Source organism: Paenibacillus sp. OAE614 (assembly GCF_040546645.1).
GTDB classification, from domain to species: domain Bacteria; phylum Bacillota; class Bacilli; order Paenibacillales; family Paenibacillaceae; genus Paenibacillus_AQ; species Paenibacillus_AQ favisporus.
In genome coordinates, this window is sequence record NZ_JBEPOD010000001.1 from 1,509,635 (window position 1) to 1,523,597 (window position 13,963).

The following is a 13,963-nucleotide window of genomic DNA, read 5'->3' on the forward strand; positions in this document are numbered from 1 at the left end:
TCGGAGGTGCATGGAATGAAGTCAACGCTCAAACCGTTATTATCGATAGTGCTGATCATGCTGATGCTTGCCGGCCTAATAGCATGTTCCTCACCGGGTACTCCGGCGGCCGGGCAGGACGGCAAGAAGGAAGATACGTCCGCCCCGTCTTCCGACTCCGGGAAGAAAGGCGACGGAAAAGCCGTAGAAGTTACATATTGGCATATGTGGACGAGTGACTGGAAGAAGCTAATCGACAGCCTGGTCGATGAGTTCAATCAGACGCATCCCGGCATTCACGTGACCGCGCTCTCCATTACCGGCGATGCCAACGCCAAATTTTTGACGGCACAGGCCGGCGGGGATCCGCCCGACGTCATGACGCAGTGGAACCAGATCATTCCCTCGTGGGCGGAAAAGGGAGCCATCGCTTCACTGGACCCGTACATCCAGGCCGACGCGCCGGATTTGGGCGAGTGGATGTACCCTACGGTAAAGGAAATCGGAACTTACAAGGGAAAAATGTATGCGATCCCATTTTCGATGAATACGCTGGCGATGTATTACAACAAGGATATTTTGAAAGAGGAAGGGTTCGATCCGGAAAAACCGCCCACCACGATCCAGGAGCTGGATGCAATGCAGGACAAATTGTGGAAACTGGATAAACGCGGATTCATCCAGCGGGTCGGCTATATGCCGAGCGGGCTTACCCAGTGGAGCACCGCTTTCGGCGGAAAATGGGCGGATGAGGATGGCAAGCCGACGGCAACCGATCCGAACAACCTTGCCACATTGGAATGGTTTCAGTCTTACGCGAAAAAATACGATCCGACCAAAGTCGCCGCTTTTAACAAAAGCATGTCTTCCAACGTGAACTCGGCGTGGTCTTTCCTCAGCGGCAAGCAGGTGTTCGCGATGGACGGCATGTGGAGGCTGGAGGACCTGAAAAATTATGCACCGGACCTTCAGTACGGCGTCATGACGCTGCCCTACCCGGAAGGAACCGGAAAACCGGACGCGACCTGGGTCAATGGAAACTTTAACATTATTCCGGAAAAAGCCAAGCATCCGAAAGAGGCGTGGGAATTCATCCTGTGGCTGACCGGCTACCATAACGAAGATTGGGCGGCGCAAATGCTGACCAAAGGCGGATGGATCCCGCCATCGCCAAAGATTACAGAGAAGCAGGCTTACCAGGACTTTATGAATGAAATTCCGGCCAGAAAAACGTTCGTCGATCTGCTCGGCAGCCCCAACGCGAAGATCACACCTGTCATTCCGGTGCAGCAGTATTATTGGGATCGGGCGGCAAAAGCCGAAGAGTCCGTCATGACGGGTAACAAAGATCCGAAGCAGGCCTTGGAAACCTTGCAGAAGGAAGTCGAAGAAGAGATCGCCAAAGCCGGAGGCAAATAACGGATAAGGGCAGGGAGGAAAGGGATCCATTTCGGTTACCCCTTCCTCCTGCCGCCATAACCGTGAAAGGAGAGGCCCGAGATGCTTGAAATCAACGCAAAGCAAACCACGAAATTAAGCAGAACAAAGAAAGGCGTGTTTCAACAGCTGATCGCCCATGTTTGCTTGATCTTGCTGGGTATCACCTTTCTTTTTCCTTTTGTTTGGATGCTGTCCACCGCGCTCAAACCAGAGGCGCAAATTTTCAAATGGCCGCCGGAGTGGATTCCGGATCAGTTCCTGTGGTCGAACTTTCCGGAGGCGCTTACGTTTGTCCCGTTCGGTACTTACGTCCTCAATACGTTAACGATTTGCATATGGACAATGGTCGGCACCTGCGTTTCCTCCGCCCTCGTGGCTTACGGGTTTGCCAAAATCCAATGGCCGGGACGGAACGTACTGTTCATGATTATGCTCAGCACGATGATGCTGCCTTCCCAGGTCACGATGATTCCGATTTTCGTCATTTTCAAAAAGATCGGCTGGGTGGGAAGCTACAAACCGCTCATTATCCCGGCATTTTTAGGCGGTGCGTTTTTTATTTTTCTGCTGAGGCAGTTTTTTCTGACGATTCCGCAGGAACTATCCGAGGCAGCCAAGATCGACGGCTGTTCGGAATTTCGGACCTTCTGGCAGATCATTCTCCCGCTTGCCCGTCCGGCATTCGCCACAGTGGCGCTATTTACGTTCATGAACAACTGGAATGACTTCATGGGACCGTTAATTTATTTGAGCGACGAGAAAATGTACACCGTATCGCTTGGGTTACAGCAGTTTATCGGTCAATACGGCACGCGCTGGGGGATGCTGATGGCGGCTTCCACCGTAGCGACGCTGCCTATAATCATTTTGTTCTTTTTTGCCCAAAAGACCTTTATTCAGGGGATTTCGACGACGGGCATCAAAGGCTGACAGCTGACCGGCCGGGATTCTGGCCGCATGCAGCTTGATCAAAGGGAGGAATTCGGCAGTGAAGAAGATCGTATTTATCGGGGCAGGCAGTCTCGTGTTCACGAAAAACCTCGTTCGCGACCTGCTTACGTTCCCTGCGCTCGCTGACAGCATCATCGCTTTGGTTGACATTGACGAGGAGCGCCTCGGATTTGCGAAGAAGACGGTGGAGAAAATCATTTCGGCCGGAGGCTATCCGGCGAAAGTCGAGGCGCATACCGACAGGACCAGAGCGCTCGACGGGGCGGACGGGGTCGTCTGCACGATCTTGGCTGGAAGCCTGGACGTATGGCGGAAAGACATCGAGATTCCGAAACAATACGGCGTGGACATTAATGTCGGAGATACGCGCGGGCCATCCGGTATATTCAGGGCGCTCCGCACGATTCCGGTGATGCTGGACATTTGCCGCGATATCGAGCGGTACTGTCCGCAGGCGGTATTTCTGAATTATACGAATCCGATGGCGATGCTGTGCAGGGCGATGCAGAGCGAAACGAACGTGACCGTGACAGGTCTGTGCCACAGCGTGCAGGGAACGGCATCGATGCTGGCCAGGTGGATCGGGGCGCCTAAAGAAGAGATCACGTATCTCTGCGCAGGCATCAATCATCAGGCGTTCTACCTGGATTTTCGCTGGAACGGCCAAGACGCGTATCCGCTCATCCGGGAGGCGATGAATCATCCGGACATTTACAACGAGGAGCAGGTCAGAAATGAAATGTTCCTACACCTGGATTATTACGTCACGGAATCCAGCGGCCATAACTCTGAATACAATGCCTGGTTCCGAAAGCGGCCGGATTTGATTGAAAAGTACTGTACGAACGGCACGGGCTGGAATCCCGGTGAATACGCGTATATTATCAAAGGCTACGAACAGAGGCAGGGCAGCTGGAAGGAACAGATGCGGCGCTGGATGGAAGAGCCCGTCGATTTAAAACGGGGCGAAGAGTACGCCGCGTATATCTTTAACGCTACGATCGGGGACGGTACCCTGTTTAAATTTAACGGCAACGTCCGTAATTATGGCCTGATCGATAATTTGCCGGACGGCTGCTGCGTTGAGGTCCCGGTATTGGCTTCGAAAAGAGGGCTGGAGCCGATTCATGTGGGAGCCCTGCCCGATCAGCTGGCGGCCCTGACCAATATAAGCGCACGCTGCGAAGAGATGGCTGTGGAAGGCGCGCTTACGGGCGATCCGCGGAAAGTATTCCATGCGGTATGCTTCGATCCGCTGACTTCCGCGGTCCTCAGCCTGGCTGAGATCAAATCGATGGTTGATGAGATGTTTGAAGCCAATCGCGAATATTTGCCGCAGTTTAAACATTTCAAATCATAGCTTATCGTTTCCTGGATGAAACTTTTTCCATCCTGAATTCGTTTAACAGGGTGGAGGCGATCATACAAGATGAAACTTAATCGAAAAATTGGATTTACACTAGCAACCGGTTTGATGGGAGCAAGCCTGCTGGCTGCTGCGGCCGGAGCGGCTCCGGCGGGGAGCGTGACTGTTCCGGCGCAGGTGCCGGCACAAACGGTAGAGAAGGTCGTCGTGACCGACGCGACCAAGATCAGCAAGCTGAACCATACCAGCGTCACGCCATTAATCATAGAAGCCGAAAAGCGGTATTTTTATGCCCTGGGCGGCGGCAAGGGATTAGGGGACCCATTCAAGGTGGATGGCCGGGAGTACCGGTACTTGTCCGATGATATCGGAACCCGGGAGAAGCTGATGAACTATTTGAAGTCCGTATATACGGAAAAGGCAGCGGCCTATTTTGTGGACAAATATTTCATTTCTCATGATGGTCGTTTGGCCCAGCTGAACGCCGACGGCGGCAACATTCTGGAATTCGACAAGGCGACGGCCAAACTGCTCAGCATGACGGATACGCAGCGCGTGTATAAGCTGAGCGTTCCTTACCCGGAGCATCTTCAGGGTCCGGCATACGTGACGGTCAAGTTTGAGAAAGTCGGGCAATTTTGGAGAGTGGGCACCGCCCCGCATGCGATTTTCTAGTAGGATCCCTGCTTTCGAGGTTCCATATGCATTGAGGGAAGAGGAAACAGACGAAGACCCTGCCGGGCGCCGGCGGGGTCTTTATTTAAGAGATCAGAAAGTATAAGTTTAGGAGCTTCTGCTTCCTGATCTCGCAAGAAAAACCTCCTCTAGAATCGGTCTGTCTTCTTTGAAGGTACGTCGATAGACGTTTTTCTTAAGAGAGCAGAAAGTATAGGATTCGGAGCCTCCGCTTCCGGATCTCGCAAGAAAAACTTCAGCTAAACGCGGTCTGTCTTCTTTGAAGGTACGTCGATAGACGTTTTTCTTATCAAAAAACCAGCCTGGACAACGTGTCCAGGCTGGTTTACAAATTTCGTTATCAGTCTCCATTTGAATTTCGTTCGAGCATTCTGTTTCCGTTGGCCGTGGAGAATCATGTTATCCTCCATGTGTGCACGCCGGATCCGTATCGGAGCGCCCGGATGACCATCAAAACGTTGGACGGTCGTATGTACTTCCAGTTACCCGAATGAAGTATGGACGCTTCGTTCGACGATTTCCCTTAGTTCAGCCTTGTGCGCCGAATATTGATCTGCGCTAATGCTCCCTTTGCGCAGGCGCTCATCCAGCTGACGTGTCAGCTGCGATACTTGCAGATCGATAATTCTCTCGATGTCGGCTCCTTGATCAGCCGCGATGTCATGAAGGGACTTGCCCTCATACAGCGCTTCATACAGTTCCTCGTCGGAGTCCTGGTGGAGAGCTTCCAGCAGTTCGTCTTTATCCTTTACGCCAGTGGTAGCCCATTTCGCGGCCGGGCTTGCGCTTGTGATGGAGGCGCTTAACGCGGTGCTTCCAAAGGACATGATCACGACCATCGTTCCGACAATCATCACTCGCTTTATGTTCATGGTAAAAATCCTCTTTTCATGTATTTTGTTACGGGTCATTTGTGTGAACTGGTATGGGGTAAGTGAGATCTTCAGCCTAAGGTCATTATAGACAGCAAACCTGAGGAAAACCTTAAAGATTCTATAACCGTACCTAAAGATTTTACGTGTTACTTCCCGGATCGGTTTCACTTTGGAGATAAAAAACAACGGAAAGCTCATGAGCTTCCCCCAATATCTATTGGCCATTCCGGTGAAAACAGGGGAGAATCAAGGGTTTGCCGATGGACAGTAAAAGGTGGTGCTGCAGGATTGTGATATGGATATTGGCAAGTTCTTGCGCTTCCCAAAAGTTTGCCTTGTGCTATAATGTAACCGATTCCATAGAGTTCAGCAGACTGTGACAAGGGGAAACGCAGATGAAGAAGATGATGATGGTTTACCTGGTACTAATCATTGCGTTTGGCGTCTATGTATTTATGTACCGGATGGATGACAAACGTTCTTCTGCATGGCCGGACGGCGGGCTGCACGGCAGCATCGGGGAGAACTATGTGATGGTGACCTTCCAATCCGGAATGGAATATTGGAAAAATATTGTGAAAGGCTTCGAGGATGGAGGTGACGCCCTCGGCGTGTCCGTCGAATACCACGGAGCCACCCAGTACGACGTGCAGGAGCAGATCACCGTCCTTGAGCAGGTCATTGCCAAAAAGCCTGCCGGCATCGCGCTGTCGGCCATCGATTCCGACGCTTTGACCGCGACGATCAACAAGGCGGTAGACGCGGGCATTCCTGTTGTCCTGTTCGACTCGGACGCCCCGGACAGCAAGGCGTACTCTTTTCTTGCGACCAATAACTACAATGCGGGTGTGGCGGCTGCCGATAAAATGGCGCAAATCGTCGGCCGGCAGGGCGAGGTCGGCATCATCACGCAGTCCGGCCAGCAAAACCACAGCGACCGCACATCAGGGTTCAAGGAAACGATCGCGAGCCGGTATCCGGCGATGTCGGTGGTTGAGGTGAAGGAAGGAAAAGGCGACGCCATGATCGCCAAGGCCGCGGTCGCGGACATGCTGGGCAAGCATCCGGACCTTAAAGGCATTTTCGTGACGGAAGCCAGCGGTGGCACAGGGGCGGCGGACGCGGTGATCGCAGCGAATCGGACCGGGAAGGTGAAGATCATCGGGTTTGATACCAATAAAGAGACGCTGGACCGGATATCCGACGGCACGATTTCAGCGACGATTGCGCAGGGGACGTGGAATATGGGCTACTGGTCGCTGCAGTATTTATTCCATCTTCATCATGGGCTGACCGTTCCCGCACCGACGCTGGGCAACGACGTATCCCCGCTGCCGCCGCGGGTGGATACTGGCATCACGATCGTTACCCGCGAGAATGTGAAGGATTATTATGCGAAATAAGCTTCGTCATAGCTGGCGGCAGCGTCTGCTTCAGTGGACCCGGTTCGGTGATCTGCCTCTGCGGTACAAGCTGATCATCCTTTTTCTGATGGTAGGCATCCTTCCGTCGATCGCGCTCGGCGCATTGGTCAACTGGACGGTCAACCGGATCGTCGACGGGCAGGTCACGGCGAACACGGTGCAGCTCATCGGCAAAGTCAATCAGACGCTTGATAACGATATGGAAAACTTGCAGAACATTACGTATTTGATCGGCTTCGACCCGGCCATCAACCGGTTCCTGAATGGGCAGATTGCCGCCGAAGGGGCGGGTACACGCCGGAGGGGTTGCCGGACAAGCGCAGCGCCCGCAGATTAATGACCAAAACGGGGAAGTGTACGCCTTGAAGAAGTATCTGCAGGGCTTCACGACGCTGTATCCGGAAATTGCCGCCATCCTGGTCGTGAACCACAACGGCGATTACATCAGCAACGAAATGTATGCCCGGACGCCGGCCAATTTGACCCGGGATTCGTGGTATAAGGAGGCTGCGGGACACGAAGGGATTTTTACAGTGCTGGGGCATCCTTCTGAGCGAAACGTCACGACGCATGTGCATTATGCCAACGATGAGCTGATCTCGGTCGTGCGGTCCTTTGTCGATCCGGATACGCGTAAAGTCACCGGAGCCGTCCTGATTGACCTGAAGCTGCGGGCGGTGGCCAGCACGGTCCGGAACGTCACCCTCGGTAAAAGCGGGTATTTGATGGTAACCGATGCCGGCGGCTCGGCCATTTACACCCCGGATGAACCGCTGGTTGGGGACATTCCTTCATCCTGGATTCCCCGGGAAGACAGCGGCATGTTCAGGCATGAGGTCGACGGCAGGCGGCTGCAGTTTATTTACGGCACCTCGTCTTTTACAGGCTGGCGGACCATCGGCGTATTCGACAGCGGCGAAGCGGTCCGCGAAGTGCGGGAGATCCGCTTCTACGTGATCTGCTTCCTGTTTGTCGTCTGCATGTTCGGCCTGACGGCCTCGTATACGCTGTCGCAGTCCGTGTCCCGGCCGATTCGCCAGCTGATGGCCTTTATGCAGAAGGCCGAATCCGGGGATTTGACGATCCGGTATTGGGGCGGAAGGCAGGACGAAGTTGGTATGCTGGGTCGCAGCTTTAACCGGATGCTGGCCGAAATCCGCAAGCTGCTGAAGCTGAGCGAGCTTCGGGAACGGCAGAAGCGCGAAGCGGAGCTGCGCAGCCTGCAGGCGCATATCAAGCCGCATTTTTTATACAATACCCTTGATACGATCCATTGGATGGCTAAGAAAAAAGGGGCCGACGATGTGTCCGATATGGTGGAGTCGCTGTCCAGGCTGTTCCGGATCGGCCTCAGCAAAGGGGATGACATCATTCCGATGACCGACGAATGGACGCATATCTCCAGCTATTTGCAGATTCAAAAGACTCGCTACCGGGACCGGCTCACCTACGAGCTGGATCTGCCAAAGGAAGCGGAAGGGCTGTACGTTCTAAAGCTTGTGCTTCAGCCAATCGTTGAAAACGCCATCTATCACGGCATTAAGGCACGCCGAGGCCCGGGCATCATACGGGTATCCGCTGAGGTGGAGGGCGGCGTCCTGCGCCTCATTGTTAAGGACAACGGGGCGGGGATGTCCCAGGAGCGGCTAGATGCGCTCCGCCGCCAGCTTCAAGATCCTTTGGCGGCCATGGATCATCCACCGGAAGAAGGTGGACCGGCCAGCCGCAGCTACGGCATGCTGAACGTTCAGGCGCGGCTTGCACTGACTTTTGGAGAAAAATACGGAATTAGCATTGAGAGTACGGAAGGCACGGGCACGAGCGTGATGATCGAGCATCCGCTGCTGCATACGGTCCCGGCGCAACGTGTACAAGATGGGAGAGATCGTTAATGAAGAAGCGATATCAGGTACTGATTGCGGACGATGAACCGATTATCCGGGAAGGCATCATGGATTCGGTGGATTGGGAGACGCTTGGCATGGAGGTCGCCGGCGAAGCGGAGGACGGGGAGGAAGCGCTTGAGTTCGCCCTGCGCGAAGCGGTCGACATCGTTCTGGTCGACATGAATATGCCGATCATGGACGGCTTGACGCTGATGAAGCGGCTGAAGGCCGAACGCCAGGCGTGCCGGTTTGTCATCATTACCGGGCATGACGAATTTGCCTACGCACAGGAAGCTATCCGCCTCGGCGTCAAGGATTATATTTTGAAGCCGGTTAACAGCGGCCATTTGCAAGAGGTGCTGCAGAGCGTCAAGCAGGAGCTTGATGAGCAGCAGGTGCAGAGCCACTATTTGAAGCAGGCCTCGGAACAGATTGAGCGGAACATCCCGCTCCTGCGGCAGCGTTTCTGCCAAGAGTGGATTCAGGGGCTGGTGGATGACGGGAACGCGCTCGAGCAGCTGGAATTTCTCGGCCTGCCTGCCGGTCTCCCGGCAGAGCTGGGGATTGTCAGATGGCCGGAGACGGCCTCTAGTCAGACGCTGATGAAAGAGAGCGAGAGACAGCTGTATTTGTTCGCGATCGAAAACATCGTCTCGGAGCTGCTGCAGGATACGCCGCATCAGGTATTCCGCGAGCATACGGAATTGATCGGCATCTGCTTGTGGAATAACGCGCCGCTGGAAATGGCAGCGAATATTGAATCGGCGGTGCAGCAATATTTGAAAATCACCGTCCACTGCCAGATCGAAGCGGTGCCGGAAGGCCCGGGTGCTATGGCGGCCGCGTACGATGCCTGCCGGGAAGCGGTGTTCCGGGACGCGCAGCTGTCCCCGCTGGTGCGGCGGGCCCGGCAGCTCATCCACGACAATTACGACCGGCCCGAACTTACGCTCGAGTCGTTTGCGGAGAGCCTGCAGGTATCGCCGGTTTATTTGAGCCGGATGCTGAAAAAGGAGCTGGGGACTTCCTTCGTCGGCTTCCTGACGCAGACGAGGATCCGCAAAGCGATCCAGCTGCTGAACGCGACGAACCTGACCATCTACGAAATTGCCGAGCAGGTCGGCTACGACAGCCAGCATTACTTCAGCACAGCGTTCAAGAAGGTGATTGGCGTCTCTCCCAACCGGTACCGGCGAGGCGACGCGTATCAGGAAGTGTAGAGGCCCGGGAGGAGCAGGCGGCATCATTATAAACCTAACGACCGACGACCGAAATTTTTCGGTCGTTTTTTATTTGCCCTCATATCCATCCCCCACGTCTTACCCTGGCATGACCCTCCGGCAACGATCCCAACAAAGGTTTGAAATTTATAAAAAAGGTTCGATCCGTGGAAAGACCCCGGCGCGGGTCAGCATGTATCCTTTGAAGTACAGAGAGGCTTTACGATCCATTGGATGTAAGCGCTCTCGACCTTGGGCATACCGGAAAGGAGAACGTACCGATGAAGAAAGCAATGTTAGCGCTCCTGATGGTCGCGATGCTGATGGCCCTGACGGCCTGCAATCTGGCCGAGAGCGGAGCCGGTGATAAAAGCAAGGGCTATGTCGGGCTGGCGATGCCGACCAAATCGTCCGAGCGCTGGGTGAACGACGGCAAAAACATGGAGCGGCTGTTCCAGGAAAAAGGCTACAAGACCGATTTGCAGTTTGCGGAGGATGTGGTCGAGAACCAGATTTCGCAAATCGAGAACATGATTACCAAGGGGGTTGACGTCATTGTCGTCGCCTCGATTGACGGAAACACGCTGACCGACGTCATCAAGAAGGCGCATGATCAGGGGATCAAAGTCATCTCCTATGACCGGCTGATCCGGAACACGCCGTATCTGTCCTACTACGCGACGTTCGACAATTTCAAAGTCGGCGTGCTTCAGGCTTCTTACATCGAGCAGAAGCTCGGTCTTAAGGAAGGCAAAGGCCCCTTCAATATTGAGCTGTTCGGCGGATCGCCGGACGACAACAACTCCTATTTCTTCTACGACGGCGCGATGTCCATTTTGAAGCCGTATATCGACTCCGGCAAGCTGGTCGTCCGCAGCAAGCAGATGACGATGGCGCAGATCGCGACCCTCCGCTGGGACGGCGCCTTGGCGCAATCCCGGATGGATAACCTGCTCAGCGCGAACTACTCGAACGCGAACCTGGACGCGGTGCTGTCGCCGTACGACGGCATCAGCATCGGGATCATTTCTTCGCTGAAGGGCGTCGGCTACGGCACGGCCAAAAAGCCGATGCCGATCATCACCGGCCAGGACGGGGAGCTTGCTTCCATCAAGTCCATCGTCGCCGGGGAGCAGACGCAGACGGTGTTCAAAGACACCCGCAAGCTGGCGGAGCAGGCGGTTGAGATGGCTGAGAGCATCCTGAAGGGCCAGGAGGCGGAAGTCAACGATACGAAGTCTTACGATAACGGCATCAAAGTCGTGCCGGCTTATCTGCTGCCGCCGGTATCGGTCGATGCGACGAACGTCGAGAAAGAGATGGTGGAATCCGGTTATTACACCAAGGCGGAAATCGGCCTGAAGTAGTCCGAAGTTCGGAATCAACATAAGCGAAGCGAGGGGAAGGTGAAGCACACATGTCGGAATACATTTTGGAAATGCGGAACATTACGAAGGAGTTTCCCGGCGTCAAGGCGCTGAGCAACGTGAACCTTAAAATCCGGGAAGGCGAAATTCACTCCCTGTGCGGGGAGAACGGGGCGGGCAAGTCGACGCTGATGAAGGTGCTGAGCGGGGTCTATCCGCACGGTACCTATGACGGAGAGATTTTATTCAAAGGGAAAACCTGCGAATTTAAAAATATCAAGCACAGCGAGGGGCTCGGCATCGTTATCATCCACCAGGAGCTCGCGCTGATCCCGTATCTGTCGATTGCAGAAAATATATTCCTCGGCAATGAACGGTCGAGCCGCGGCATCATGAACTGGAATGAAACGATCACGGGAGCGAAAGAGCTGCTGGACAAAGTCGGACTGAAGGAAAACCCGAACACGCCCGTGGGCAATATCGGGGTCGGCAAGCAGCAGCTGGTCGAAATTGCGAAAGCGCTCTCCAAAAAGGTGAAGCTGCTGATTCTGGATGAGCCGACCGCGGCCCTTAACGAGGACGACAGCGAAAACCTGCTCCAGCTGATGCTGGAATTCAAGCGGCAGGGCATCTCCTGCATTCTCATCTCCCACAAGCTGAACGAGGTGTCGAAAGTATCCGATTCGATCACGATTTTGCGGGACGGCCAAACGATCGAGACGCTTGACATGAAGGGCGGGGACGTGAACGAGGACCGGATTATCCGCGGCATGGTCGGGCGGGACTTGACGAACCGTTATCCGGAGCGTACGCCGAAGATCGGCGATACTATTCTGGAGGTCAAGGACTGGACCGTGTACGACGAACAGCGGAGCGACCGCAAAATGCTGGACCAGGTCAATCTTCATATCCGGCGCGGGGAGATCGTCGGCATTGCCGGGCTGATGGGGGCCGGGCGGACGGAGCTGGCGATGAGCATTTTCGGCAAAGCTTATGGGCGCAACGTTTCCGGGACGCTGATCAAGGACGGAAAGCCGATCCAGAACAACACGATCACGCAGGCGATCGACAACGGCTTTGCGTACGTGACAGAGGACCGCAAGCATTACGGCCTGATCCTGATCGACGATATCAAGCGCAACATTTCGCTGACGGGGCTGCCCAAGCTGGCCAAGGGAACGGTGATCGACGATAAGCAGGAGGTTCTGGTGGCGGAGGAAATGCGGAAGAAGCTGAAGATCAAGACGCCGAACATTTTGCAGAAAACGGGGAATCTCAGCGGAGGCAACCAGCAGAAGGTGGTGCTGAGCAAATGGATTTTTTCCGAGCCGGATATCCTCATTCTCGACGAACCGACGCGCGGAATCGACGTGGGAGCCAAATACGAAATTTATACGATTATCAATCAGCTGGCCGATGAGGGCAAAGGCGTCCTCGTTATTTCTTCCGAGCTCCCGGAAATTCTAGGGATCTGCGACCGCATTTATGTGATGAACGCTGGCCGGATCACGGGCGAAGTGAGCCGTGAAGAAGCTTCGCAGGAGACGCTGATGAGATATATGACCAAGACTGGAGGGGCCAAGCATGGAAACGTTGGTTAAACTGTTCAAAAATAATATCCGGCAGTACGGGATGATCATCGCCCTTGTCGTCATCATGATTTTGTTTGAAATTATTACGGGCGGCCTGCTGCTCAAGCCGATTAACATTACCAATCTGATTTTGCAAAACAGCTACATTCTCGTCCTGGCGATCGGGATGGTGCTTGTCATTATTACCGGGCATATCGACCTGTCGGTCGGCTCGATCGCCGCGTTCGTCGGTGCGGTGGCCGCCATTATGATGGTTGACCTGCACTGGCATCCGGTTGTCGCCGTTATCGCCTCCCTGGTTGTCGGTGCGCTGATCGGCGCTTGGCAGGGCTTTTGGGTCGCTTATGTAAAAATCCCGGCGTTTATCGTTACGCTGGCCGGCATGCTGCTGTTCCGCGGTCTGACGATGATCGTGCTGAAAGGGCAGTCCATCGCGCCGTTTCCGAACGGATTTCAGAAGATCAGCTCGGGCTTCATTCCGGATTTCGGCAGTGCCGGAACGAATATCGTGGCGGTGCTGGCAGGTATTCTATTCACCGTCATCTATATCGTCAACGAGCTCCGCGACCGCAGAGCGCAAAAGAAATATAACTTTGAAGTGGTTTCCGGCGGACTGTTCATCCTGAAGCTCGTCGTCATTGCGGCCATCATCAACGCATTTACCTTTATGCTTGCGATCTACGCCGGGCTGCCGAATATTCTGATTCTACTGCTGGTGCTCATTATCATCTACTCGTTCGTCATGAACAAAACCGTGATGGGACGCCATATTTACGCTCTCGGCGGCAACGAAAAAGCGGCGGATCTGTCCGGCGTGAAGACGAAAAAGGTGACGTTCTGGGTCTTCGTCAATATGGGCGTGCTGGCCGCCATCTCGGGACTCATCTTTGCGGCACGCCTGAACGCGGCCACGCCTAGAGCCGGCACCAACTTTGAGCTGGACGCGATCGCCGCAAGCTTCATCGGCGGGGCATCGGCGACGGGCGGCATCGGAACGGTCTTCGGCGCCATTATCGGCGGCCTCGTCATGGGCGTGCTCAACAACGGGATGTCGCTCATCGGTCTGGGGGTCGACTGGCAGCAGGGGATTAAGGGTCTCGTCCTTTTGGCGGCTGTAGCCTTCGATATATATAATAAGAAGAAAGTGACTTTTCTGAAGTGATCGTT

Annotated in this window: 10 protein-coding genes and 1 pseudogene; 10 read left to right on the plus strand and 1 reads right to left on the minus strand. The window is 54.6% G+C overall.

Going from position 1 to position 13,963, the window contains the following annotated elements; translation table 11 throughout:
• Nucleotides 1–15 precede the first annotated feature (15 nt).
• The 4 genes from ABIE48_RS07340 (at nt 16) to ABIE48_RS07355 (ending at nt 4,411) form a co-directional block, all read left to right on the plus strand.
• Nucleotides 16–1,398, plus strand: coding sequence for an ABC transporter substrate-binding protein (locus ABIE48_RS07340; protein ID WP_192714920.1), 1,383 nt, complete (start codon nt 16–18; stop codon nt 1,396–1,398).
• A gap of 81 nt (nt 1,399–1,479) precedes the next feature.
• Entirely contained in the window at nt 1,480–2,349 is an 870-nt protein-coding gene (locus ABIE48_RS07345; RefSeq protein ID WP_192714919.1) for a carbohydrate ABC transporter permease, read from the plus strand.
• Between the two features lie 58 nt (nt 2,350–2,407).
• Nucleotides 2,408–3,730: an alpha-galactosidase gene (gene melA / locus ABIE48_RS07350; RefSeq protein ID WP_192714918.1), complete on the plus strand. Its 1,323-nt coding sequence runs from the start codon at nt 2,408–2,410 to the stop codon at nt 3,728–3,730.
• Between the two features lie 69 nt (nt 3,731–3,799).
• Nucleotides 3,800–4,411, plus strand: coding sequence for a DL-endopeptidase inhibitor IseA family protein (locus ABIE48_RS07355; RefSeq protein WP_145022530.1), 612 nt, complete (start codon nt 3,800–3,802; stop codon nt 4,409–4,411).
• Nucleotides 4,412–4,914: 503 nt separating this feature from the next.
• Here ABIE48_RS07355 and ABIE48_RS07360 read toward each other — a convergent pair.
• Nucleotides 4,915–5,304: a hypothetical protein gene (locus ABIE48_RS07360; protein ID WP_192714917.1), complete on the minus strand. Its 390-nt coding sequence runs from the start codon at nt 5,302–5,304 to the stop codon at nt 4,915–4,917.
• Between the two features lie 398 nt (nt 5,305–5,702).
• Here ABIE48_RS07360 and ABIE48_RS07365 point away from each other — a divergent pair, with 398 nt between their 5' ends.
• From ABIE48_RS07365 to mmsB, 6 genes and pseudogenes are all read left to right on the plus strand, one after another.
• The gene (locus ABIE48_RS07365; RefSeq protein WP_192714916.1) at nt 5,703–6,710 is read left to right on the plus strand and encodes a substrate-binding domain-containing protein; all 1,008 of its coding nucleotides are present in this window, start codon (nt 5,703–5,705) and stop codon (nt 6,708–6,710) included.
• Nucleotides 6,700–8,623, plus strand: a pseudogene (locus tag ABIE48_RS07370) (cache domain-containing sensor histidine kinase). The gene ABIE48_RS07365 and the pseudogene ABIE48_RS07370 overlap by 11 nt, the downstream one beginning before the upstream one ends.
• Entirely contained in the window at nt 8,623–9,837 is a 1,215-nt protein-coding gene (locus tag ABIE48_RS07375) for a response regulator transcription factor (RefSeq protein WP_192714915.1), read from the plus strand. The pseudogene ABIE48_RS07370 and the gene ABIE48_RS07375 overlap by 1 nt, the downstream one beginning before the upstream one ends.
• Before the next feature lie 281 nt (nt 9,838–10,118).
• The gene (gene chvE / locus ABIE48_RS07380; RefSeq protein ID WP_192714914.1) at nt 10,119–11,204 is read left to right on the plus strand and encodes a multiple monosaccharide ABC transporter substrate-binding protein; all 1,086 of its coding nucleotides are present in this window, start codon (nt 10,119–10,121) and stop codon (nt 11,202–11,204) included.
• Nucleotides 11,205–11,254: 50 nt separating this feature from the next.
• Nucleotides 11,255–12,805 carry a multiple monosaccharide ABC transporter ATP-binding protein gene (gene mmsA / locus ABIE48_RS07385; RefSeq protein WP_192714913.1) on the plus strand — a complete coding sequence of 517 codons (1,551 nt, stop codon included), beginning with the start codon at nt 11,255–11,257 and terminating at the stop codon, nt 12,803–12,805.
• Nucleotides 12,789–13,958 carry a multiple monosaccharide ABC transporter permease gene (gene mmsB, locus ABIE48_RS07390; protein WP_089546345.1) on the plus strand — a complete coding sequence of 390 codons (1,170 nt, stop codon included), beginning with the start codon at nt 12,789–12,791 and terminating at the stop codon, nt 13,956–13,958. The genes mmsA and mmsB overlap by 17 nt, the downstream gene beginning before the upstream one ends.
• Nucleotides 13,959–13,963: the final 5 nt, after the last annotated feature.

Coding starts and splice junctions, on each gene's coding strand:
- ABIE48_RS07345 (WP_192714919.1), top strand. CDS start 1,480: ATGCTTGAAATCAACGCAAAGCAAACCACGAAATTAAGCAGAACAAAG.
- ABIE48_RS07360 (WP_192714917.1), bottom strand. CDS start 5,304: ATGAACATAAAGCGAGTGATGATTGTCGGAACGATGGTCGTGATCATG.
- ABIE48_RS07340 (WP_192714920.1), top strand. CDS start 16: ATGAAGTCAACGCTCAAACCGTTATTATCGATAGTGCTGATCATGCTG.
- ABIE48_RS07355 (WP_145022530.1), top strand. CDS start 3,800: ATGAAACTTAATCGAAAAATTGGATTTACACTAGCAACCGGTTTGATG.
- mmsA (WP_192714913.1), top strand. CDS start 11,255: ATGTCGGAATACATTTTGGAAATGCGGAACATTACGAAGGAGTTTCCC.
- ABIE48_RS07365 (WP_192714916.1), top strand. CDS start 5,703: ATGAAGAAGATGATGATGGTTTACCTGGTACTAATCATTGCGTTTGGC.
- ABIE48_RS07375 (WP_192714915.1), top strand. CDS start 8,623: ATGAAGAAGCGATATCAGGTACTGATTGCGGACGATGAACCGATTATC.
- chvE (WP_192714914.1), top strand. CDS start 10,119: ATGAAGAAAGCAATGTTAGCGCTCCTGATGGTCGCGATGCTGATGGCC.
- mmsB (WP_089546345.1), top strand. CDS start 12,789: ATGGAAACGTTGGTTAAACTGTTCAAAAATAATATCCGGCAGTACGGG.